This is a genomic window from Pseudomonas sp. BF-RE-25 (genome assembly GCF_019956105.1).
Lineage (GTDB): Bacteria > Pseudomonadota > Gammaproteobacteria > Pseudomonadales > Pseudomonadaceae > Aquipseudomonas > Aquipseudomonas migulae.
In genome coordinates this window covers 275,719-299,645 of record NZ_JAHBDB010000011.1, presented here as the reverse complement: position 1 = coordinate 299,645, position 23,927 = coordinate 275,719, and the positions used below count along the sequence as shown (strand labels likewise).

Sequence of the window (23,927 nt, the reverse complement as noted above, 5' to 3'; positions counted from 1 at the left end):
ATTCAAGTCGCCAAAGGCGTTGGCAGGTTGATCAATAAAACTGGCGATCCCTGTTCACTTCTAGAAGAACGCCAAGGTCAGGTTGACGCTGAATCCGTTGCCTTCAGGCCGGTTCTTGGTGTCGAACTCCGGGATCCAGCGAGCGTTGACGCTGGCCTGGGCGTCGGCGAACTTGCCCGCCCAGCCCACCGTCGGTCCGGCGCCCACCGAGCGTCCGCGAAAGCCGCTGTTGGCGCCTGACCCGGAGTCATCGGTGAGCTGCTGGATGTAGCCCGCGGCCATGCCGGCGTTCCAACCGTTGCCGAAGCCGTGGGTCCATAGCGCATCGAGGGTGAAGAGGTTGCCGTTCTTGTAGTCCGTGGCGTCGTTTTCGGTGTAGAACTCCAGTCCCCCGGACAAGGTGAACTCGCCGCCCTTGCCGTCGAGGTGAGTGAAGGCCACGGTGGGCATGAAGGTGTAATTGTTCTGCCCGGCGTTGGCCAGGCGATCATCGTTGTAAGCGCCGGTCGGCAGGTAGATCGGCAAGGACAACGAGAGGTGGTTGACCTCGTCGAAGTGGTAGCCGGCAGCGATGGGCGTCACCAGCAGGTCGGCGAACTGGGTGCCGCTATCTTCCGTTCCCAGCGTCCGGCCACGAGGCCCGGTGACGCTCGCGGTAATGTCGGTGTACTGCACCGGCACGCCAATCGCCGACGCGTAATTCCAGCGACCCTTGCCGGTATCCCAGACATGAGTGAAGTTGGCCATGGTGTAAGACACTTGCAGCTCAAGCCCGGCACTCAATGCGCCAACGATAGGCACTTGCACGTTGCCCTTGAGCTCGCCGTCGTACCAGAAACTGCTCAACGACATCACCCAACCAGGTTCCGGTGGCACGATCCCGGCATTGGAAAACACCTGCAAGCCGGTCATCGGCCGGCCACCGCCACCTTCTGCCGCCAGTACCAGAGGGCTGCTGCCGGCCACGCAGAGGGCCAACAAAGGACGTACCACAAAAGACCTGGCCATGGCTGGCTCCGCTTATTGATTTTGTGGGATGACTGGCGTCAACAAGGGCATTTTCCACTCGCCGCTGGAGACTTCCGGTCTTGGCAGGTACAGGCGCAGGACACCGTAGAAAGGCCCGTTCGGCGCTGGCAGCCAATTACTTTGCAGGTCCTTGGCCGGGGCTTTGTGCTGCACGTAAAGGGTCAGGCCACCGTCGGCATCCAGCTTGAGATCCGGCAGCATTCTCGAGTTGATCAGGTAGCGATTCAGCGGGTTGGCGACCAGCAATTTGTTCTTGCCGTCGTACATCGTCAGCGACCAGAACGCGTCGGCCGGGGGCAGGGCGCCCTTGTCGAAATGCAGCGTGTAGTCGTGTTTCGAGGCATCGACCGGCTGGCCGTCCTTATCGACGAAATAGCCGATGTAATTCGCCTCTTCGGCGGAGTTGCCGAAGATCCCCATGTTGGCGCCGGCGTAGCGGTAAAGGTAGTTACCATTGAGGTGGTCGCGGGTGCCGAACAAATCGCCGCTGCTGACCTGGTGGCTGTCGACCTTGTCCTTTTTAAACTGTGCGAATTCGGCCTTGGCGTCGGCGATGCCGTCTTCCAGGGCTTTGCGCTGACTGGCAGGCAGCTCGTTGGGTTTGAACGGCTTGCCGGCTTCGATGCCGATTTTGGCGAAACGCGCCAGCAAGTCTTTCTCCGCGTCCTGGGGCGGGGCAAACGACAGCATGAAATTCAGGTAGCCGAACAGTTCCGGGGTTTCGCTCATGGTTGGCGTGGGCTTGGGCCAGTCGACCTTCGGCGCGGCAGGCGGGGCCTTTTGTTTAACGTAGTGGCTCAGCGGCTCGATCTTGTATCCCTTCTGGATGCCCTTGACCTTGCCCAGGTCTTTTTCGTCGAACAACTGCGTGCGATACAGCGCGTAGGCGATGTTGGTTTCACTGCGCAGCAGACGGTCGATTTCAACCGGTTGCTGACCTTGCCAGTTCGGCCCGGCGATCATGAAATGCCCGCCGGCGTTGCCCGTGCTGCGGGTGCCCAGATACGCAAAATTCTGCGTATAGGCGTCGATCAGTTGCACCGAGTAGTAACGGTGTTCTTCAATGGGCGGCAGGGTCAGCACCACTGGTTCGGCGCGCAGGTCCATCCAGATAAACGAGTAGGGCGTGTCGGCGTTAGGCGTGACGAAGGCCGTGTCCTTGGCGGTGAATGCCTGTGCGGTGTTGCCGATCTGATTGAGCGGTGCCTTGAAGTTCGGGCTCTTCTTGTCGACCGCCTGGGTGTAGAGGGTCTTGTACATTTCCACCACCGGGTAGCCGTACAAATAAGCTTCCTTGGCGATGGCCCGTGCTTCTTCCGGGCTGGCGGTGAATCCGGTCTTTTGACTGACGCTGACGTCTTGAGCGCCAACGCCGCAACTGACAAACATGCTCATCAGGCTGTAACCGGCCGCGCGAATTGCACCGTGCATAAATAAGGTCCTTATTTGCCGAAGGTGACGTTGATCCCCGCGAACAATGTGAACTGCGGCAAGCCATCGCCCTTGCGCTCGACGGTCCACTGCGGCTCGATGAAGGCGTTGAGAATATTGGACCCGGATTTCCAGACCTTGCCGGCACCCAGGCCGAGGGGGATGTAATGGGTGTCGTTCTTCAGGTCGAAGGTCCAGGTGGCGGTGGAGCGCAGGTACCAGCCTCTATCGAGGTTGTGAATGACAAACGGTTGCAGGGTGGCCGATTCGACATGCGGGCGGTCGCTGTCGCCGGCAAAAGAGCTCTGGTATTGCACCAACGCACCGAGCAAGCCACGGGGCGATGAATCAATCGCAATGGCCGCCAGCCCCGCTTGCCACTTGCCGGTGCCGAGCTCGTCCCGATCGGCGTAGGGCGCGGTGATCATCGGGCCAATGCCCAACTGCACGCCTTCGGTCTTGAGCAGGAAGATATCGAACAGGTTCAGATCGCCTTCGCCGGTGCTGTAGCCACCGTGCGGATCGGGACGCGTACTGATCGGCGCGGTGGCGCGCAGCAATTGCGGGACGCCGATGAAATCATTGGGTGCAATCGGCAGGGTGCCGCGCACCAGCAGGTCGTTGGTGTGGATATTCGAGTCGTAGTACTTCGGGGTGTAGTAGTCCTGCAGGTTCATCCCCGGTGCGAGGTTCAACGGGTTGTTGCTTTTGTTGGCCGTTTCGGCGTTGTCGGCCTGAGCACAAACGGCGGACGTTATTGAAACCGCCAACAAAAGGGCGCTCGCACCTGGAGTGTTCGACATGATTCCCCGGTTCCTTGGTGGCTCATTGGTCTACTCGGCACTTGGCGGCCGTTACTGCGTAATCTCTTTCCTATCAAGCCTGTAGGACATGTCTGATGACGTTAGCAGTTGCGCGCGGGTTATCCAGTCGAAGGGATTAATTCGTTGGTGTTGCGTATGGCAGAAACGAAAAGCAAGTACTCAGCGCTTGTTCATCTGCTCACGCTGCCGCTCCTCCTGTTCCCGCAGCTCCGGCGTAAACTCGGCCCCAAAATCCTCCGCCTCGAACACCTGGCGAATCTCGATTTCGGCTTCGGTGCCGGGCATTGGGTTGGGGCAGCGCTTGACCCATTCGATGGCTTCTTCTTTCGACTTCACCTGCCATAACCAAAATCCGGCAATCAGTTCCTTGGTTTCGGCAAACGGGCCGTCGATCACTGAGCGTTTGTCGCCCGAAAAACGCACGCGAGCGCCTTTACTGCTTGGGTGCAGACCTTCTCCCGCCAGCATGATCCCGGCCTTGACCAGTTCCTCGTTGTAATTGCCCATCGCGGTCAGCAGTTCTTCGCTGGGCATGACGCCGGCTTCGGAGTCCGTGCTGGCTTTGACAATGATCATGAATCGCATGGCTTTTCTCCACTGGATTTGAGTGATTCACAGCATGGTCGAATGGCCATGACCTGAATCGACAGCACAACGCACAAATTTTTGGCTGTACACGGACCTGTGGGGGCGAGACCGGCTTGCCGGCGAAGAGGCCCTTACATTCACCGACTGATCTAACGCCTTCGCGAGCAGGCTCGCTCCTACAGGGTTGCAGTGTTGCGAAAACTGCATCACTGCGGGTATTCATGTTCTGTGGTGAGTTATCACGATTTGTATCCGGGGTAGGTCACCGGACCATTTCATGGTTAACTTCTGCCTCGTCGAATTCTCCACATCAACGTTCAGAAGGACTCCGTTCATGGCTCAAGTCACTCTTAAAGGCAACCCGGTTCAAGTCAACGGCCAACTGCCACAAGCCGGTTCCAAGGCGCCAGCCTTTTCCCTGGTTGCCGGCAATCTGTCCGATGTGACCCTGGCGAGCTTCGCCGGCAAGCGCAAAGTGCTGAACATCTTCCCAAGCGTCGACACGCCAACTTGCGCCACGTCGGTGCGCAAGTTTAACGCCCAGGCCAACGATGTCGCCAACACCGTGGTGCTGTGCATCTCCGCTGACCTACCGTTCGCCCAGGCCCGTTTCTGCGGCGCCGAAGGCCTGGAAAACGTACAGAACCTGTCGACCCTGCGCGGTGCCGAGTTCATCGAGAACTACGGCGTGGCCATTGCCGATGGTCCGCTCAAAGGCCTGACCGCCCGTGCCGTTGTGGTACTGGACGAGAACGACAACGTGCTGCACAGCGAGCTGGTCAAGGAAATCGCTGAAGAGCCGAACTACGAAGCGGCGCTCGCTGTTCTGAAATAAGCATACCTTTACAATTGTTAACGGCCTGGCCCTGTCCAGGCCGTTTTCATTTGTGCTTCAGTGTCTTAGATAAATCTCCTGTTACGTAAGCCGAAGGTAAATTGCCGGTAAAGGCGCTTTGCTAAATCCCCGCCAGTGCTTATCGTTCAGCCTCCCGTAGAAAAAGCCCACGCGCCCAATGGTTGATCATTCAATGCAATCCTCTGCTCCCCGTAGTCCTCGTCGCTGGCTGTTCGGCCTGCTTGTCCTGTTGGTCATCGCCGGCCTGTGCTGGAAATTCTGGCCTGGCAGTGCTGCGCCAAAAGAAGGCAACGGACAAAAAGCCGTGGCCGGGCACACCGGCAGGGCCGGGGGGATGCGTCCTGGATTCGGCGGGGCGACCGGGCCGGTTCCGGTGCGTGTGGCGCCGGCGGTCAAGGGTGACTTCCCGCTGTATTACAAGGCGTTGGGCACCGTGACGGCGCTGAACACCATTAATGTGCGCAGCCGGGTGGGCGGCGAACTGATCAAGGTATCGTTCGAAGAAGGGCAGATGGTCAAGGCCGGTGACTTGCTGGCGGAAATTGATCCACGCCCTTACCAGAACGCTTTGCTGCAAGCCGAAGGCACCTTGTTGCAGAATCAGGCGCAACTGAAAAACGCGCAGGTCGATGTCGAGCGTTATCGCAACCTGTACCGCGAAGACAGCATCGCCAAGCAAACCCTGGACACCGCCGAAGCGCTGGTCGGCCAGTATCAAGGCACGGTCAAGACCAATCAGGCGGCGGTCAACGACGCCAAGCTCAATCTCGAATTCACCAAAATCCGTGCGCCGATAGCCGGCCGTGTGGGCCTGCGTCAGCTCGACGTCGGCAACCTGGTGGCGGCCAACGACACAACGGCGCTGGCGATCATCACCCAGACCCAGCCGATCAGCGTGGCGTTCACCTTGCCGGAAAACAGCCTCGACGTGGTGCTGACCCGCTATCGCAGCGGCGCCAAGTTGCCCGCCGAAGCGTGGAACCGTGGCGACACCCAAATACAGGCCACCGGTGTATTGCAGAGCCTCGACAACCAGATCGACGTCACCACCGGCACCCTGAAATTCAAGGCGCGCTACGAAAACCGTGATCAGGCGCTGTTCCCCAATCAGTTCGTCAACGTCCACCTGTTGGCCGACACCCTCAAAGGCGTGGTACTCGCGCCGTCTGCAGCGATTCAATTCGGCACCAACGGCACCTTCGTCTATGCGATGGATGGCGACAAGAAAGTCACGATCCGCCAGTTGAAAGTCGGCGCCAGCGATGGAGACAACACCGTAATCACCGAAGGACTGGCCGCCGGCGATCGTGTCGTCCTGGAAGGCACCGACCGCCTGAAGGAAGGCAGCGAAGTAGAAGTGGTCAACGACACCAAGGATGTGCCGACCACCCCGACCGGGCACCTGCAAGGCAAATCGGCGGCCGACGCGACTGAGCCGGCGACCACCGACAAGGCGAAAAAGGGCGGCGCATGAACATCTCGCGGCTGTTCATCCTTCGCCCGGTCGCCACGACCCTGAGCATGCTGGCCATTATTCTGGCCGGCGTGATCGCCTATCGGCTGTTGCCGGTATCGGCGTTACCACAGGTCGATTACCCGACCATTCGCGTGATGACCCTCTATCCCGGCGCCAGCCCGGACGTCATGACCAGCGCCGTCACCGCGCCGCTCGAACGCCAGTTCGGTCAGATGCCGGGTCTCACCCAAATGGCCTCGACCAGCTCCGGCGGCGCTTCGGTGCTGACCCTGCGGTTCAGCCTCGACATCAACATGGACGTCGCCGAGCAGCAGGTGCAAGCCGCGATCAACGCCGCGACCAATCTGCTGCCCAAGGACCTGCCGGCGCCGCCGGTGTACAACAAGGTCAACCCGGCGGACACCCCGGTGCTGACCCTGGCGATTACCTCCAAAACCATGCTGTTGCCCAAGCTCAATGATCTGGTCGATACGCGCATGGCGCAGAAAATCGCCCAGATCAGCGGCGTCGGCATGGTCAGCATTGCCGGCGGCCAGCGTCAGGCGGTGCGGATCAAGGTCAACCCTGAAGCCCTGGCGGCCAACGGCCTGAACCTGTCGGACGTGCGCACCCTGATCGGCGCCTCCAACGTCAACCAGCCCAAGGGCAACTTCGACGGCCCGACCCGGGTCTCGATGCTCGATGCAAACGATCAACTGACCTCGCCCAAGGATTACGCCAACCTGATTCTGGCCTACACCAACGGCGCGCCGTTGCGGCTCAAGGACGTGGCGGAAATCGTCGATGGGGCGGAGAACGAACGCCTCGCAGCCTGGGCCAATGAGAATCAGGCGGTGTTGCTGAACATTCAGCGCCAGCCGGGCGCCAACGTCATCGAGGTGGTCGACCGGATCAAGGCCTTGCTGCCGAGCATCACCGACAACCTGCCGGCCGGTCTCGAGGTCACCGTACTGACCGACCGCACCCAAACCATCCGCGCATCGGTCACCGACGTGCAACACGAACTGCTGATCGCCATCGCGCTGGTGGTGATGGTCACGTTCCTGTTCCTGCGTCGGGCCAGCGCCACGATCATTCCATCGGTGGCCGTGCCGCTGTCGCTGATCGGCACCTTCGGCGTGATGTACCTCGCCGGTTTCTCGGTGAACAACCTGACCCTGATGGCGCTGACCATCGCCACCGGTTTCGTGGTGGACGATGCGATCGTCATGCTGGAGAACATTTCCCGGTTCATCGAAGAGGGCGACAGCCCGTTGAACGCGGCGCTCAAGGGCGCCAAGCAGATTGGCTTTACCCTGATTTCCCTGACGCTGTCGCTGATCGCGGTACTGATTCCGCTGCTGTTCATGGCCGACGTGGTAGGGCGCTTGTTTCGCGAATTTGCCATCACCCTGGCGGTGGCGATCCTGATTTCCCTGGTCGTGTCGTTGACCCTGACACCGATGATGTGCGCGCGGCTGCTCAAGCGTGAACCCAAGGAAGAAGAGCAAGGCCGCTTCTACCGGGCCAGCGGCGAAGCAATTGATTGGATGATCGCGGCTTACGGGCGCAAGTTAAAGTGGGTTCTCAAGCATCAACCGCTGACGTTGCTGGTGGCCATCGGCACTTTGGCGCTGACGGTGTTCCTTTACATGGTCGTGCCGAAGGGCTTCTTCCCGGTGCAGGACACCGGGGTGATTCAGGGGATTTCCGAGGCGCCGCAGTCAATTTCCTTTGCGGCGATGAGCGAGCGGCAGCAGGAACTGGCGAAAGTGATCCTCGCGGATCCTGCCGTCGAAAGCCTGTCGTCCTACATCGGTGTCGATGGCGATAACTCGACGTTGAACAGCGGTCGCCTGCTGATCAACCTCAAATCCCATGGCAACCGTGACCTGAGCGCCACGGAGGTGATTGCCCGCCTGCAACCGGAACTCGACAAACTGGTCGGTATCCGTCTGTTCATGCAGCCGGTGCAAGACCTGACCATCGAGGACCGGGTCAGCCGCACCCAGTACCAGTTCAGCATGTCGTCGCCGGATTCCGAGCTGCTCAGCCTGTGGAGCAGTCGATTGGTTGAGGCTTTGGCCCAGCGGCCGGAACTGACCGACGTCGCCAGCGACCTTCAGGACAAAGGCTTGCAGGTTTACCTGGTGATCGACCGCGATGCCGCGTCGCGGGTCGGCGTATCGGTGTCGAACATCACCGACGCGCTGTACGACGCCTTCGGCCAACGGCAGATTTCGACCATTTACACCCAGGCCAGCCAGTACCGTGTGGTCCTGCAATCGCAGTCCGGCGAGAAAATCGGCCCGGACGCGCTGAACCAGATTCACGTCAAGACCACCGATGGCGGGCAAGTGCGCCTGTCCAGCCTGGCGCACATCGAAGAGCGTCAGGCGCAACTGGCGATCACCCACATCGGCCAGTTCCCGGCGGTGATGATGTCCTTCAACCTCGCGCCCGGCGTGGCGCTGGGGCATGCAGTGCAAATCATCGAGCAAGTGCAAAAGGACATCGGCATGCCGATTGGCGTGCAGACCCAGTTCCAGGGCGCGGCCGAGGCGTTCCAGGCTTCGCTGTCGAGCACCTTGCTGCTGATTCTGGCGGCGGTGGTGACCATGTACATCGTGCTCGGCGTGCTCTACGAGAGCTACATCCACCCGATCACCATCCTCTCGACCTTGCCCTCGGCGGCGGTCGGCGCCTTGCTGGCGTTGCTGTTGAGTGGCAATGACCTGGGGATGATCGCGATCATCGGCATCATCCTGCTGATCGGTATCGTGAAGAAGAACGCGATCATGATGATCGACTTCGCCCTCGATGCTGAGCGCAATCAGGGCATGGACCCGGAAACGGCGATCTATCAAGCCGCGCTGCTGCGGTTCCGGCCGATTCTGATGACCACGCTGGCGGCGTTGTTCGGCGCGGTGCCGTTGATGCTCGCCACCGGTTCTGGCGCTGAGTTGCGTCAGCCGTTGGGTCTGGTGATGGTCGGTGGCTTGTTGGTGAGTCAGGTACTGACACTGTTCACCACGCCTGTTATCTACCTGTACTTCGACCGCCTCGGTCGTCGTTGGGGCCGCAAGTCCGAGTCCGTGGAAGTGGTCGAGCAGCCATGAACCTCTCCGGACCTTTCATCAAGCGCCCGGTCGCGACCATGTTGCTGAGCCTGGCGATCATGCTGCTGGGCGGGGTGAGCTTCGGCTTGCTGCCGGTGTCGCCGCTGCCGCAAATGGATTTCCCGGTGATCGTGGTTCAGGCCAGCCTGCCCGGCGCGAGCCCGGAGGTAATGGCCTCGACCGTGGCCACGCCGCTCGAACGTTCCTTCGGCGCCATTGCCGGGGTCAACACCATGAGCAGTCGATCCAGCCAGGGCTCGACCCGGGTCATTTTGCAGTTTGACCTCGACCGCGACATCAACGGCGCGGCGCGGGAAGTGCAAGCGGCGATCAACGCCTCTCGCAACCTGCTGCCGAGCGGGATGCGCAGCATGCCAACCTACAAGAAGGTAAACCCGTCCCAGGCGCCGATCATGGTGCTGTCGCTGACCTCGGACGTTTTGGAAAAGGGCCAACTCTACGATTTGGCCTCGACGATCCTGTCCCAGAGCCTGTCCCAGGTGCAGGGCGTGGGCGAAGTACAGATCGGCGGCAGCTCTTTGCCGGCGGTGCGTATCGAGCTCGAACCGCAAGCGCTCAACCAGTACGGCGTGGCGCTGGACGATGTGCGTAACACCATCGCCAACGCCAACGTGCGCCGGCCCAAGGGCTCGGTCGAAGACGGTCAGCGTTTGTGGCAGGTTCAGGCCAACGATCAACTGGAAAAGGCCAAGGACTACGAGTCGCTGATCATCCACTACAACGGCGGTGCGGCACTGCGCCTGAAGGATGTGGCCAAGGTCAGCGACGGCGTCGAAGACCGCTACAACAGCGGTTTCTTCAACGACGACGCGGCAGTGCTGCTGGTGATCAACCGCCAGGCCGGCGCCAACATCATTGAGACCGTCAACGAGATCAAGGCCCAGCTCCCGGCACTGCAAGCGGTGCTGCCGGCCAGCGTCAAACTGAACCTGGCCATGGACCGCTCGCCGGTGATCAAGGCGACCCTGCATGAAGCGGAAATGACCCTGCTGATTGCCGTGGCGCTGGTGATTCTGGTGGTGTTCCTGTTCCTCGGTAACTTCCGCGCTTCGCTGATTCCGACCCTCGCGGTGCCGGTGTCGCTGGTCGGCACCTTCGCGGTGATGTACCTCTACGGGTTCTCGCTGAACAACCTGTCGCTGATGGCATTGATTTTGGCCACCGGGCTGGTGGTGGACGACGCCATCGTGGTGCTGGAGAACATTTCCCGGCACATCGACGAAGGCGTGCCGCCGATGAAGGCCGCTTACCTCGGGGCGCAGGAAGTCGGCTTTACGCTGCTGTCGATGAACGTCTCGCTGGTGGCGGTGTTCCTCTCGATCCTGTTTATGGGCGGGATCATCGAAAGCCTGTTCCGTGAGTTTTCCATCACGCTGGCGGCGTCCATCGTGGTGTCGCTGGTGGTCTCGCTGACGCTGACACCGATGCTGTGCGCCCGTTGGCTCAAGCCACATACGCCGGGTCAGGAAAACCGTTTGCAGCGCTGGAGTCAGCGCGCCAACGAGTGGATGGTCGGCAAATACGCCACCAGTCTCGATTGGGTGCTGCGCCACCGTCGTCTGACATTGCTCAGTTTGATTGTGACAGTTGGCGTGAACATTGCGCTGTATATTGTTGTTCCTAAAACGTTTTTGCCTCAACAGGACACCGGCCAGCTGATCGGTTTCGTGCGCGGCGACGATGGTCTTTCGTTCAGCGTTATGCAACCGAAAATGGAAATCTTCCGCCGTGCCGTGTTGAAAGATGAGGCAGTGGAAAGCGTCGCCGGATTCATCGGCGGCACCAACGGCACCAACAACGCCTTCATGCTGGTGCGTCTGAAGCCGATCAAGGAACGGGCCTTGTCCGCGCAAAAAGTCATCGAACGCCTGCGCAAGGAAATGCCCAAGGTTCCCGGCGCACAGTTGATGCTGATGGCGGATCAGGACCTGCAGTTTGGCGGTGGTCGTGAACAGACCAGCTCGCAGTATTCCTACATCCTGCAAAGCGCCGACCTTGGCGAATTGCGCCAGTGGTACCCGAAGGTCGTCACCGCGCTCAAGGCGTTGCCGGAGCTGACCGCGATTGACGCCCGTGAAGGACGCGGGGCGCAGCAAGTGACCTTGATCGTCGATCGCGATCAGGCCAAGCGCCTGGGCGTCGATATGGACATGGTCACCGCCGTGTTGAACAACGCCTACAGCCAGCGGCAGATTTCGACGATCTACGACAGCCTCAACCAGTATCAGGTGGTGATGGAGGTCAACCCGAAATACGCTCAAGACCCGATCACCCTCAAGCAGGTCCAGGTGATCACCGCCGACGGCGCGCGGATTCCGCTGTCGACCATCGCCCATTACGAAAACAGCCTGGAAGATGATCGCGTCAGCCATGAAGGCCAGTTCGCCTCCGAAAGCATTTCCTTCGACATGGCCGAAGGCGTGACCGTGGAGCAGGGCACTGCGGCCATCGAACGGGCGATTGCCAAGCTCGGTATGCCGGAAGACGTCATCGTGAAAATGGCCGGTACAGCCGATGCCTTTGCCGCCACGCAAAAGAGCCAGCCGTGGATGATTCTTGGCGCGCTGGTGGCGGTGTATCTGGTACTGGGCGTGCTGTATGAAAGCTACATTCATCCGCTGACCATTCTCTCGACCTTGCCGTCGGCGGGGGTTGGCGCGTTGTTGTCGATCTATGCATTGGGCGGCGAGTTCAGCCTGATCTCGTTGCTCGGGCTGTTTTTGCTGATCGGGGTGGTGAAGAAAAACGCCATTCTGATGATCGACCTCGCGCTGCAACTGGAGCGGCAAAAGGGCCTGGAACCGCTGGAGTCGATTCGCAGCGCGTGCCTGCAACGTCTGCGTCCGATCCTGATGACCACGCTGGCCGCGATCCTCGGGGCGTTGCCGCTGCTGCTGAGCCGTGCCGAAGGTGCGGAAATGCGCCAGCCGCTGGGCCTGACCATTATCGGCGGGCTGATCTTCAGTCAGGTGCTGACCCTTTACACCACCCCGGTGGTTTACCTCTATCTCGACAAACTGCGCCATCGTTTCAATAAATGGCGTGGGGTGCGTACTGATGCTGCTCTGGAAACTCCGCTATGACTGACCGTTCGCTTATCAACCTGTCTGCACCGCTGATCACGGCCAGAGGCTCGCGTTTGTTGAGCCTGTCGCTGTGCGTGGCGCTGCTCAGTGCCTGCGCCATCGGCCCGGATTACCAGCGCCCGACGGCCGCCGCGCCGGTGCAGTACAAGGAGGCGGCCGGTTGGCGTCAGGCCAACCCGAGCGATTCCCTGGCCCGCGGTGCCTGGTGGGAGCTGTATGGCGATCAACAGCTCAACGGCCTGATCGACAAACTCAACAGCGCCAACCAGACCGTCGCCCAGTCCGAAGCCCAGTACCGTCAGGCCCAGGCCCTGGTGCGCAGTGCCCGCGGTGCTTTCTTCCCGACGGTGGACCTGACCGTCGGGAAAAACCGTTCCAGCCAGGGCACCGGCAGCAGCAGTTCGAGCCTGAGCAGTTCCTCCAGCGGCATCCGCAACACCTACACGGCCCAGGCCGGGGTCAGTTGGGAGGCCGACGTCTGGGGCAAACTGCGCCGGGGCCTTGAGGCCGACACCGCCAACGCCGAGGCAAGTTTTGCCGATCTGGCGGCGATGCGGTTGAGCCAGCAGTCGGAGTTGGTGCAGAACTACCTGCAATTGCGTGTGATCGATGAGCAAAGGCGCCTGCTGCAAGCGACGGTCGAGGCGTATCAGCGCTCGCTGAAAATGACCGAAAACCAGTATCGCGCCGGCGTTTCCGGCAAGGACGCGGTGGCACAGGCCACCACTCAGCTCAAGAGCACCGAGGCCGAGTTGGTCGATCTGATCTGGCAGCGCGCCCAGTTCGAGAACGCTATCGCCGTACTGATCGGGCTGCCGCCCGCTGAGTTCAGCCTCGCAGAAACCACGGACATCCCGCTGCTGCCCGACGTGCCGCTGAACCTGCCTTCGCAATTGCTCGAACGTCGCCCGGACATCGCCTCTGCCGAGCGCTCGGTGATGGCGGCCAACGCCAACATCGGCGTGGCCAAGGCGGCTTATTACCCGGACCTGACGTTGAGTTTGAACGGCGGTTACAGCAGCAGCACCTCTTCGAACTGGATCAGTGTGCCTAACCGCTTCTGGTCGGTCGGCCCGCAACTGGCAATGACCTTGTTCGACGGCGGTCAGCGCTCGGCGGAAGTGGACCGCAGCGAAGCGGCCTATGACGAAACCGTGGCCAAATACCGTCAGACCGTGCTCGACGGTTTCCGTGAAGTGGAAAACTACCTGGTTCAGCTCAAGGTCCTGGAAGACGAATCCGCCGTGCGCCAACAGGCACTGGACGCGGCGCGTGAGTCGCTGCGCCTGACCCAGAACCAGTACAAGGCCGGGTTGATTGCTTACCTGGATGTGGTCGTGGTGCAAGCCACGGCGCTGAACAATGAACGCAACATGCTGGACTTGTTGCAGAGCCGGCTGATCGCCAGCGTGCAATTGATTGCGGCGCTGGGCGGCGGATGGGACGGCCAGCTAGAACTCAACAACTGATCCCCGAATTCCCGCATTCCCCCGTATCCCTGTAGGAGCTGTCGAGTGAAACGAGGCGGCGATTTTTGATCTTGCTCCAGATCTTCATTGCCTGAAAGAATCGCCGCCTCGTTTCACTCGACAGCTCCTACAGAGGTGTGGGGTGCGGTTCGGGAGTAACGTTTCAGAGGTATTGCGGGCGATCAAACAAGCGTTTCATCGGCTTGATGGCCCTTTGCTAATTTTCTCAGTGCGTTCTTTTGTGCAATCAGTACAATCGCCCGATTTGCCCCCCGAGAACGGAAGCAGTACGGCGGGGTAGTCGCGAGAAATCCAATGCTCATCGGTAGCTATTCACCCACGCTGGTTATCATTTCGCTCTTCGTAGCGATTCTCGCCTCCTATACCGCACTCGACATGACCGGGCGCATTGCCACCGCCAAAGGTCGGGCTGTGCATTTGTGGACGGCGGGCGGGGCTTTTGCGATGGGCATTGGTGTGTGGTCGATGCATTTCATCGGCATGCTCGCGTTCAAATTGCCGATTGACCTTGGCTACGATGTCACGCTGACATCGCTGTCGCTGCTGACCGCGTTCCTGTCCAGCGGCTTCGCCCTGTGGCTGGTCAGCCAGCCACAATTACCGGCCTGGCAACTAGCGTTCGGCGCACTGGTGATGGGGGCCGGCATCAGCGCCATGCATTACACCGGCATGGCCGCCATGAGCATGCAGCCGGGCATCGATTACGACCCGACGCTATTCAGCTTATCGCTGCTGATAGCCGTCGGCGCCTCGGGCGCGGCGTTATGGATCGCCTTCCGCCTGCGCAAGCACACACCTTACGTCCGGCTGATTCGCGGCGGCGCGGCGGTGATCATGGGCATCGCCATCGTCGGCATGCACTACACCGCCATGGCTGCGGCGCAGTTTCCGGACGGCAGTTTTTGTGGCGCGGCCGTCAACGGTTTAAGCGGCAAGGGCCTGGACAGCCTGGTCTTGATCACCACGCTGGCGGTGTTGAGCATCGCCTTGCTCACCTCGATTCTGGATGCGCGTCTGGAGGCGCGCACCGCCGACCTGGCCCGCTCGCTGACCGAAGCCAATCGTGAACTCACCCAACTGGCGCTGCACGACACCCTGACCGGTTTGCCGAATCGGGTATTGCTGGCCGACCGCATCGGCCAGGCCATGTCGAAGGTGCAGGAGCAGGGCGGTTGTTTTGCATTGATGTTCATCGATCTGGACGGTTTCAAACCAGTCAATGATGCCTTCGGCCATCACATGGGCGACCTGCTGCTGCGGGAAGTCGGCTTGCGCCTGCGCGAGGATCTGCGCAGCCAGGACACCCTGGCGCGGATCGGCGGTGACGAATTTGTCTTGCTGGTGCAACTGCGCGACCAGCATGACGCCCTGAACCTGGCGGCCCGTCAGGTCGGAATGATCGCGCGCTCGTTCCGCGTCGCCGAACATGATTTGCAGATTTCAGCCAGTGTCGGCATCGCCCTCTATCCGGGCAACGGCCAGACGGCCGAAGAGCTGCTGATGAATGCCGATGCGGCGATGTATCACGCCAAGGGCGCGGGCAAAAATGGATACAGCTTCTTCGACGCCTCGATGAACAGCAACGCGCGTAAACAACTGCAATTGCTGCAAGACCTGCGTAATGCCGTGGACCAGCAACAATTCAGCCTCTATTACCAGCCCAAATTCGACGCCAGCAATGGCCGGCCGGTCGGCGCCGAAGCGCTGTTGCGTTGGGTGCACCCGACTCAGGGCATGCTGCTGCCGGATAAATTCATCGAGCTGGCGGAGAAGACCGGGCTGATCATCCCGATTGGCGACTGGGTGCTTAACGAAGCCTGCCGCCAGATGCGCGAGTGGTACGTGCTCGGCTACACCGACTGGCGCATCGCGGTGAACCTCTCGGCCCTGCAGTTCTGCCATGCTGGCCTGGTTCAGAGTGTCGCCAAAGCCCTGGCCACGCACCATTTGCCCGCCAACAGCCTGACTCTGGAAATCACCGAAACCACCGCCATGAGTGACGCCGATGCGAGCATGACGGTGCTTAACGAGCTCTCGGAGATGGGCGTCGACCTGTCCATCGATGACTTTGGCACTGGCTATTCGAGTTTGATGTACCTCAAGCGCTTGCCGGCCAATGAATTGAAGATTGACCGTGGTTTTGTTCGCGACCTGGAACGCGACAGCGACGACGCCGCGATCGTTTCCGCCATCGTCGCGCTGGGCCAGGCACTGGGTTTGCGGATTGTCGCCGAAGGGGTGGAAACCGACGTGCAGCAGGATTTCCTCACTCAACTGGGCTGTGATTCGTTGCAGGGTTACCTGCTGGGGCACCCGCTGCCGGCGGAGCGCTTCATGGTCGACATCCTTCGAGCGGAGCGTGCGGCCGCGTTACCGCTTACCGCCGAGTCACTCACCCTGTAGGAGCCGGCTTGCCGGCGATGGGGCCCGTGAGATTTACGTCGATTTCGAGGACGCTATCGCCAGCAAGCCGGCTCCTACAGAGGACCGTGTTGTTCAGATCGTTCAGGCCCGCCACAAAACCTTGTAGGAGCCGGCTTGCCGGCGATGGCGTCCGCCTGGACACCACAACACCCCATGCAAAAAACGCCGATGGCGGTTATTCTTGCCCCCGACTGCTTACGCTTGAACGGGGAAAGCTCGCATGGACAAAGTCATCGTCATCACCGGCGGCAGCCGCGGCATCGGTGCCGCCACAGCCTTGTTGGCCGCCGAACAGGGCTATCGGATCTGCATCAACTATCAATCCGACGAAGAAGCTGCGCACCGTGTGCTCGAGCAAGTCCGCGCCCTCGGTGCCCAAGCCATCGCGGTCCGTGCCGACGTCAGCATCGAAGACGAAGTGATCACCTTGTTTCACCGGGTCGACACCGAACTGGGCCGGGTCACCGCACTGGTCAACAACGCCGGCACCGTGGGGCACAAATCCCGGGTCGACGAAATGTCCGAATTCCGCATCCTCAAAATTCTCAAAACCAACGTCCTGGCGCCAATCCTCTGCGCCAAACACGCGATCCTGCGCATGTCGCCCAAACATGGCGGCCAGGGTGGCAGCATCGTCAACGTCTCCTCGGTAGCCGCACGCTTGGGCGCCCCCAACGAATACGTCGACTACGCGTCCTCCAAAGGCGCGCTCGACACCTTCACCGTCGGCCTGTCCAAGGAAGTGGCCGGCGAAGGTATCCGCGTCAACGCCGTGCGACCTGGCTATATCTACACCGATTTCCACGCACTGAGCGGCGATCCGGACCGGGTCAGCAAACTGGAATCGGCAATACCGATGGCACGCGGTGGCCGGCCGGATGAAGTGGCGGAAGCGATTGTGTGGTTGTTGTCGGATAAGGCGTCGTATGCGACGGGGACGTTTGTTGATCTTGGTGGCGGACGCTAGCCCTCAAATGTTGTGGTGCCTGTTCTGGTCTCATCGCGAGCAGGCTCGCTCCCACAGTGGAACACGGTCAACTGTAGGAGCGAGCCTGCTCGCGAAGGCGATAGACCAAACACTATCAAACCTTCAAAACGACCGCACAATCCGCCCCAACGTCTCCATCGCCTTCTCCGAAGCCTCATTCCAGGGGCTGCCATAATTCAGTCGAATACAATTCCTGAACCGCTGCGCCGGTGAAAATATCGGCCCCGGCGCAATGCTGATCCCTTGCGCCAATGCCATCTGAAACAACTTCAACGAGTCCATCTGCGGCGGCAATTCCAGCCATAAAAAATACCCGCCGGCCGGTTGGCTGACGCGAGTCTGCGCCGGGAAATAGCGAGCAATCGCCGCCAGCATCGCACTCTGCTGTTCTTCCAACGCATAACGCAGTTTGCGCAGATGCCGGTCATAGCCGCCATGTTGCAGATAATCGGCAATGGCCGCCTGCGCCGGCATCGATGCGCACAGCGAGGTCATCAACTTCAACCGCTCAATCTTCTGCGCATAGCGCCCGGCAGCCACCCAGCCAATGCGATAACCAGGGGCGAGGCTCTTGGCGAACGAGCCGCAATGCATCACCAACCCTTCGGTATCGAACGCTTTCGCCGGTTTCGGCGCCTGCTGCCCGTAATAGAGTTCTGCGTAGACATCATCTTCGATCAGCGGTACCTGATGGATTCGCAACAGCTCCACCAGTTCCTGTTTCTTGGGCTCGGGCATGGTGGCGCCCATGGGGTTCTGGAAGCTGGTCATGCACCAGCAGGCCTTGATCGGGTGGCGTTCCAGGGTTTGCGCGAGCACGCCGAGGTCGATGCCGTCGCGTGGGTGCACGGGGATTTCCACGGCTTTGAGTTTCAGCCGTTCGAGGATTTGCAGGCAGGCGTAGAACGCAGGGGCTTCGATGGCCACCAGGTCGCCGGGTTCGGTGACGGCTTGCAGGCACAGGTTCAACGCTTCGAGGGCGCCGTTGGTGATCAGCAGTTCTTCCATGGGCAGCATCAGACCGCCGACCATATAGCGCAGGGCGATTTGTCGGCGCAGTTGCGGGTTGCCTGGCGACATGTCGGTAACGACCATGCGCGGATCCATGTCCCGGGCGGCGCTGGCCAGGGAGCGGGACAGGCGTTGCAGGGGAAACAGGGTCGGGCTGGGGAACGCCGAGCCGAAGGGTACGGTGTTGGGGTCTTTGATCGAGTCGAGGACCGAGAACACCAGTTCGCTGACGTCGACTTCGGTGGACTCATTGACCTGACTGCTGATCACCGGCTCTGAAAACGGGCTCGGCGCATGGGTGTTGACGAAGTAGCCGGAACGCGGGCGGGCGCGGATCAGGCCACGGCGCTCCAGCAGGTAATAGGCCTGGAACACAGTGGACGGGCTGACGCCGTAGGTCTGGCTGGCATAGCGCACCGAGGGCACGCGCTGGCCGGGGCCGAGGACGCCGGAGCGGATCAGTTCAGCGATGTCGTCGGCGAATTTTTCGTAGCGTTTCATTTAAAGCCCGGTTCGGTGTCATTCAGGAAAATCGAGGTGACATCTTCGCGGGCGAGCCTCGCTCCTACAGACACCATCGTACCGTAGGAGCGAGGCTTGCCCGCGAATGGCAGCACCGCAGTCTAAGGGATCAACGGTTCATCGGCGCAACAAACCGGCTTTTGGCCACGCTATAAATCTCAGGTTCATCGCTGTCGACGATCTTGAAACTGATGCTCTGCGAGCTGCTGCTCGGCCGTTCGGTGGTCATCGCCACGGACACCGGCACGTCGACAATTTCACCCGGTGCCAGGCTCAGTTCGGTCTTGCCTTGCAGCTGGAAGCCGTCGCCATCGACCAGGGTCAAGCGGTAGTCCTGACGTTGCTGGGTCTTGTTGATGACCTTAAGGCTGTAGATGTTTTCGATCTGCCCCTGGCTGTTCTCGCGGAACAGACCACGGTCCTTGCTGACGTCCAGCGACACCATCGGCCGTTCCACCAGTGCGAGGGCGAGGGCGCCGATCATCACCAGCAACACCGCGGTGTAGCCGATCAGCCTTGGCCGCAGCAGATGCGTCTTGCCACCTTGCAACTCGTGCTCCGAGGTGTAGCTGATCAGGCCACGGGCATAGCCCATTTTGTCCATGATCGAATCGCAAGCGTCGATACACGCGGCGCACCCGATGCACTCCATCTGCAAGCCATCGCGGATGTCGATGCCGGTCGGGCAGACCTGCACGCACAGTTGGCAATCGATGCAATCACCAAGGCCGACGTCGGCAGGTTTCACCTCACGTTTGCGTGGGCCACGGTTTTCGCCACGGGCGACATCGTAGGAAATGGTCAGCGTGTCTTTGTCGAACATCACGCTCTGGAACCGTGCATACGGGCACATGTGCATGCACACCGCTTCGCGCAGCCAACCGGCGTTGATGTAAGTCGCGCCGGTGAAAAACAGCACCCAAAACAGGCTGACACCGCCCATCTGCAAGGTCAGCAACTCTTCGGCCAGCGGCCGGATCGGCGTGAAGTAACCGACAAACGTCAGGCCCGTCATCAAACTGATCGCCAGCCACAGCGTGTGCTTGGCCGAGCGACGCATCAGTTTATTCACGCCCCAGGGCGCGGCTTGCAGCTTGATTCGCTGGTTACGCTCGCCTTCGGTGATCTTCTCGCACCACATGAAAATCCAGGTCCAGGAACTCTGCGGGCAGGTGTAGCCGCACCAGACCCGGCCGGCAAACACGGTGATCGCAAACAGACCGAACGCGGCAATGATCAACAGTGCCGACAACAGGATGAAATCCTGCGGCCAGAAGGTCGCACCGAAGATGTGGAATTTGCTTTCGGAAAGGTCCCAGAGCACAGCCTGACGGCCACCCCAGTTCAACCACACGGTGCCGAAAAACAGCAGAAACAGAAATCCCGCACCGCTCAGGCGCAGGGTTCGGAACAGGCCGGTGAAGCTGCGGGTGTGGATCAGGTTGTCGCTGGACTTGGCCTTCATCTTTGGACGCGAAGGCTCAAATGTTTCTACGGTTCGGACGGGGATTCTTTCGCTCATGGTCTTTCGCTCATCAGCCTCCATCAGGCATGAGCACTATGAGCGGCGATCTGTTTGCATAACAGACTCAGGTATCGCAATAAAAAGCGGATCAGATGAGCGTTGAGCCTCGTCCTGCGACAAGTTGATGCACCCGTCAAAACGGGGCGCGGGCGTCTATATCAGGCGCCCGCGCGTGATGTTGATCCGGGTCAGTCAAATCACCGAATCACTGTTGGTGGCCTTCAGATGCCGTCGACCGTCCACTGCGCCTGCTACGGTCAATGCATCGGCTTCTGCTTCGGTGATGTAAATGCGCTGGCCGTCGATGTCTACCGCCGACATGGCCTTGGCGCCGTCGGTGATGATGGTGACGTCGGGGCACAGACGGATTTCTTCGCCGTTCTGCGTGATGAAGAAGCAGGTCTGGTTTTCGATGCGCACAGTCATGGAGAGGTCCTTTTTCTGCGGGTTCATGACTGTTAGGGCATCCGCGGCCGCCATCGTTCTGTGCAACCGATTAATGGTCGGCGCGGTCCATCCTCTATCGAGCATCTACAAGGATTGCACCATGAACGCCTGGTGGCATGAGGTTTGGGTGACGCTGCAAGCGGAGTTCGCCGACATCGGCGACGCCTCACAACTGACACGAATTACCGTCAGATTGCTGATAGCGGCGATTTTGGGCGGGATTCTGGGGTTCGAGCGTGAACACAAGGGCAAGGCGGCCGGAGTGCGAACGCACATGTTGGTCGCCCTTGGCGCGGCATTGTTTGTGCTGGTGCCGCAAATGTCCGGTTCTCAGGCGGATGCCATGAGCCGCGTGGTGCAAGGCGTGATCGCCGGGATCGGCTTTCTCGGTGCCGGGACCATCCTGAAAAACCAGGACGGTGATGAAGGCCACGTGAAAGGCCTGACCACCGCCGCCGGGTTGTGGATGACTGCGGCGATTGGTGTTTCCGCCGGGTTGGGGCGTGAGGCGACGGCGGTGTTCAGTACGTTGCTGGCGTTGGGGATTTTCAGTGTGATGCCGAGGATCGTGAAACTACTCGAAAACAAAGACTGACACGGACCTGTAGGAGCCGGCTTGCTGGCGATAGCGGTCGTCCAGATAACGCCATGTTTAATGTACGGACGCCATCGCCAGCAAGCTGGCTCCTACAGGGGGCGCGGCATCATTCGGGACTGACGATTACCGGCGGGATGGTTTCTGGCGGATCTTCACGCGGTGGAGGGGTAGTACCCGGCGGATCCTGCTCGGGTACAGGTTGCGGTTCAGTCGGTGGAATCGTCGGTTGGTCGATGTTCGGATCGGGCGTTTCTGCCGGGATTGGAATACTCATCGTGGAAGCCTCCAGTGGCACATGGCGCAAGTCGTGCTTAAGTGTGTTGACCACTTCGCGCAGGAATTGATTCCACCGGATACCCAGGCAAATCCCCGTGAACTTTACCGGCGCCCGTCGCTCGGAACTTAAGTGAGTTCATTCCGGGGCCGCTGGCCTTGCGCGAATGACGACCAGGTACAAGAGCGTCCATGGGGCGTGAAGGAGAGATGCTCGATGACTGCTGAAAAACCCACAGAGCTCAACTACAACCCTCATATGCCGCTGTCGCAGGCGTTACTGCTACCGCGCATCGCCATCGAAAACACCATGCCGACCCTCGATGGCGGGCAATTCGCCGTTAAAGCGGTGGTGGGGCAAGACGTGGTCGTCACCAGCAAAGTCTTCGCCGACGGTCATGACAAACTGGCCGTCCGGGTCCGCTGGCGTGCCGCCGACGATGAGGTCTGGCAGAGCGAAGTCATGGGCGAGTTGGGCAACAACGGTTATCAAGGCCAGTTCCGCGTCGACCGCCAAGGCCGTTATGTGTTCTGCATCGAAGCCTGGGTCGATCAGTTCGCCAGCTTCTGTTATGAGCTGGAAAAAAAGTACACGGCCCGCGTGCCGGTCAGTCTTGAGTTGCAGGAGGGGCGCAATCAGGTCCAGCAGGCGGCCGAACGCACTGAAGGGCCACTCAGCGAAGCGCTGGCCGCGCTGCACCATGAATTGTCCGGGTTGCTCGAAAACGAGCAGGTCGCACTGTTTTTGCACCAGCGTAGCGCTGACCTGATGGCCGAGGCCGATCACCACGCTTTTTTGAGCCTGAGCGCCGAGTATCCGCTGGATGTCGAACGCGAGCTCGCGCAGTTTGCCAGTTGGTATGAGTTGTTCCCGCGTTCGATCACCGATGACCCGGCCCGTCACGGCACCTTCAACGACGTGCATTCGCGGCTGCCGATGATCCACGACATGGGGTTCGACGTGCTGTACTTTCCGCCGATCCACCCGATCGGACGCAGCTACCGCAAAGGCCCGAACAACTCGCTCACCGCTGGCCCCGACGATCCGGGCAGCCCCTATGCCATTGGCAGTGAAGAGGGCGGGCATGAGGCGATTCATAAGGAGCTGGGCACCCGCGAAGACTTCCGTCGGCTGGTGGCTGCAGCGGCTGACCATGGCCTGGAAATCGCGCTCGACTTTGCCATCCAGTGTTCCCAGGACCATCCGTGGCTCAAACAGCACCCCGGCTGGTTCAACTGGCGCCCGGACGGCACGATCAAATACGCCGAGAACCCGCCGAAGAAATACCAGGATATCGTCAACGTCGACTTCTATGCCGTCGAAGCGATTCCCAGCCTGTGGGTCGAGTTGCGCGACATCGTGGTCGGCTGGGTCGAGGAGGGCGTGAAGCTCTTTCGCGTCGACAACCCGCACACCAAACCGTTGCCGTTCTGGCAGTGGCTGATCGCCGATGTGCGGGCGCTGTACCCGGAGGTGATTTTTCTCGCCGAAGCCTTCACCACGCCGGCGATGATGGCGCGCCTGGGCAAGGTGGGGTATTCGCAGAGCTACACCTACTTCACCTGGCGCAACACCAAGCATGAACTGTCGACGTACTTCACCGAACTCAACGAATCGCCGTGGCGCGAATGCTACCGGCCGAATTTCTTCGTCAATACGCCAGACATCAACCCGGCGTTTCTGCATGAGTCGGGGCGCGCCGGTTTTCTGATCCGTGCGGCGCTGGCGACTATGGGCTCCGGGTTGTGGGGCATGTATTCCGGGTTCGAACTCTGCGAAGCCGCGCCCGTGCCGGGGAAGGAGGAATACCTCGATTCCGAGAAGTACGAGATTCGCCCAAGAGACTTCAATGCGCCCGGCAACATCATCGCCGAGATCGCTCAGCTCAATCGCATTCGTCGGCAAAACCCGGCGCTGCACACGCATTTGGGGCTAAGGGTCTACAACGCCTGGAATGACAACATTCTGTATTTCGGAAAGCGCAGCGCCGATGGCAGCAATTTCATTCTGATGGCCGTCAGCCTCGATCCGCACAACGTTCAGGAAGCGAACTTCGAATTGCCGCTGTGGGAAATGGGTTTGTCCGACGACGCCAGCACCCAGGGCGAGGATTTGATGAACGGGCATCGCTGGACCTGGCACGGCAAGTACCAGTTCATGCGGATCGACCCGGCGCATCAGCCGTTCGGGATCTGGCGCATTACCGTCTAAACGCAGGATCTGTAGGAGCCGGCTTGC

17 protein-coding genes are annotated in these 23,927 nt (G+C 60.4%); 9 read left to right on the top strand and 8 right to left on the bottom strand.

Annotated features, from left to right (window positions below; genetic code table 11):
* Positions 1–60: 60 nt before the first annotated feature.
* From KGB24_RS06940 to KGB24_RS06925, 4 genes are all read right to left on the bottom strand, one after another.
* Positions 61–1,008, bottom strand: a complete 948-nt coding sequence (locus KGB24_RS06940) for a transporter (RefSeq protein ID WP_223416658.1) — start codon at positions 1,006–1,008, stop codon at positions 61–63.
* Between the two features lie 12 nt (positions 1,009–1,020).
* A complete protein-coding gene (locus KGB24_RS06935; RefSeq protein WP_411736647.1) occupies positions 1,021–2,460 on the bottom strand; it encodes a DUF1254 domain-containing protein in 1,440 nt (479 codons plus the stop codon).
* Positions 2,461–2,471: 11 nt separating this feature from the next.
* Entirely contained in the window at positions 2,472–3,263 is a 792-nt protein-coding gene (locus KGB24_RS06930; protein WP_223416660.1) for a hypothetical protein, read from the bottom strand.
* Positions 3,264–3,443: 180 nt separating this feature from the next.
* A complete protein-coding gene (locus KGB24_RS06925; RefSeq protein ID WP_223416661.1) occupies positions 3,444–3,869 on the bottom strand; it encodes a YciI family protein in 426 nt (141 codons plus the stop codon).
* Positions 3,870–4,206: 337 nt separating this feature from the next.
* Between KGB24_RS06925 and tpx the strand changes: the two genes are divergently transcribed.
* The 7 genes from tpx (at position 4,207) to KGB24_RS06890 (ending at position 17,291) form a co-directional block, all read left to right on the top strand.
* Complete coding sequence (tpx, locus tag KGB24_RS06920; protein WP_008030203.1) at positions 4,207–4,707, top strand: thiol peroxidase; 501 nt, start codon at positions 4,207–4,209, stop codon at positions 4,705–4,707.
* A 178-nt stretch (positions 4,708–4,885) separates the two neighbouring features.
* On the top strand, positions 4,886–6,202 hold the full coding sequence (locus tag KGB24_RS06915; RefSeq protein WP_032828793.1) for an MdtA/MuxA family multidrug efflux RND transporter periplasmic adaptor subunit: 1,317 nt from the start codon (positions 4,886–4,888) through the stop codon (positions 6,200–6,202).
* Entirely contained in the window at positions 6,199–9,303 is a 3,105-nt protein-coding gene (locus tag KGB24_RS06910) for an MdtB/MuxB family multidrug efflux RND transporter permease subunit (protein WP_223416663.1), read from the top strand. The genes KGB24_RS06915 and KGB24_RS06910 overlap by 4 nt, the downstream gene beginning before the upstream one ends.
* On the top strand, positions 9,300–12,407 hold the full coding sequence (locus KGB24_RS06905) for an efflux RND transporter permease subunit (protein WP_223416664.1): 3,108 nt from the start codon (positions 9,300–9,302) through the stop codon (positions 12,405–12,407). The genes KGB24_RS06910 and KGB24_RS06905 overlap by 4 nt, the downstream gene beginning before the upstream one ends.
* On the top strand, positions 12,404–13,879 hold the full coding sequence (locus KGB24_RS06900) for an efflux transporter outer membrane subunit (protein WP_008030212.1): 1,476 nt from the start codon (positions 12,404–12,406) through the stop codon (positions 13,877–13,879). The genes KGB24_RS06905 and KGB24_RS06900 overlap by 4 nt, the downstream gene beginning before the upstream one ends.
* Before the next feature lie 315 nt (positions 13,880–14,194).
* Positions 14,195–16,303, top strand: a complete 2,109-nt coding sequence (locus KGB24_RS06895; protein WP_223416665.1) for a putative bifunctional diguanylate cyclase/phosphodiesterase — start codon at positions 14,195–14,197, stop codon at positions 16,301–16,303.
* 241 nt (positions 16,304–16,544) lie between these two features.
* The gene (locus KGB24_RS06890; RefSeq protein ID WP_223416666.1) at positions 16,545–17,291 is read left to right on the top strand and encodes an SDR family oxidoreductase; all 747 of its coding nucleotides are present in this window, start codon (positions 16,545–16,547) and stop codon (positions 17,289–17,291) included.
* A 123-nt stretch (positions 17,292–17,414) separates the two neighbouring features.
* Here the strand turns inward: KGB24_RS06890 and mapR are convergent, their stop codons facing one another.
* From mapR to KGB24_RS06875, 3 genes are all read right to left on the bottom strand, one after another.
* A complete protein-coding gene (gene mapR, locus KGB24_RS06885; protein WP_223416668.1) occupies positions 17,415–18,824 on the bottom strand; it encodes a GntR family transcriptional regulator MpaR in 1,410 nt (469 codons plus the stop codon).
* Between the two features lie 130 nt (positions 18,825–18,954).
* Positions 18,955–20,367 carry a cytochrome c oxidase accessory protein CcoG gene (gene ccoG / locus KGB24_RS06880; RefSeq protein ID WP_223416669.1) on the bottom strand — a complete coding sequence of 471 codons (1,413 nt, stop codon included), beginning with the start codon at positions 20,365–20,367 and terminating at the stop codon, positions 18,955–18,957.
* A gap of 195 nt (positions 20,368–20,562) precedes the next feature.
* Complete coding sequence (locus KGB24_RS06875; RefSeq protein ID WP_008035603.1) at positions 20,563–20,796, bottom strand: DUF3203 family protein; 234 nt, start codon at positions 20,794–20,796, stop codon at positions 20,563–20,565.
* Between the two features lie 121 nt (positions 20,797–20,917).
* On the opposite strand from KGB24_RS06875, the gene KGB24_RS06870 reads away from it, so the two are divergent.
* Entirely contained in the window at positions 20,918–21,412 is a 495-nt protein-coding gene (locus KGB24_RS06870) for an MgtC/SapB family protein (protein ID WP_207284273.1), read from the top strand.
* 109 nt (positions 21,413–21,521) lie between these two features.
* Here the strand turns inward: KGB24_RS06870 and KGB24_RS06865 are convergent, their stop codons facing one another.
* Complete coding sequence (locus KGB24_RS06865; protein WP_192227263.1) at positions 21,522–21,689, bottom strand: hypothetical protein; 168 nt, start codon at positions 21,687–21,689, stop codon at positions 21,522–21,524.
* Between the two features lie 216 nt (positions 21,690–21,905).
* Between KGB24_RS06865 and KGB24_RS06860 the strand changes: the two genes are divergently transcribed.
* Entirely contained in the window at positions 21,906–23,900 is a 1,995-nt protein-coding gene (locus KGB24_RS06860; RefSeq protein ID WP_223416671.1) for an alpha-1,4-glucan--maltose-1-phosphate maltosyltransferase, read from the top strand.
* The last annotated feature ends 27 nt before the right edge of the window (positions 23,901–23,927 follow it).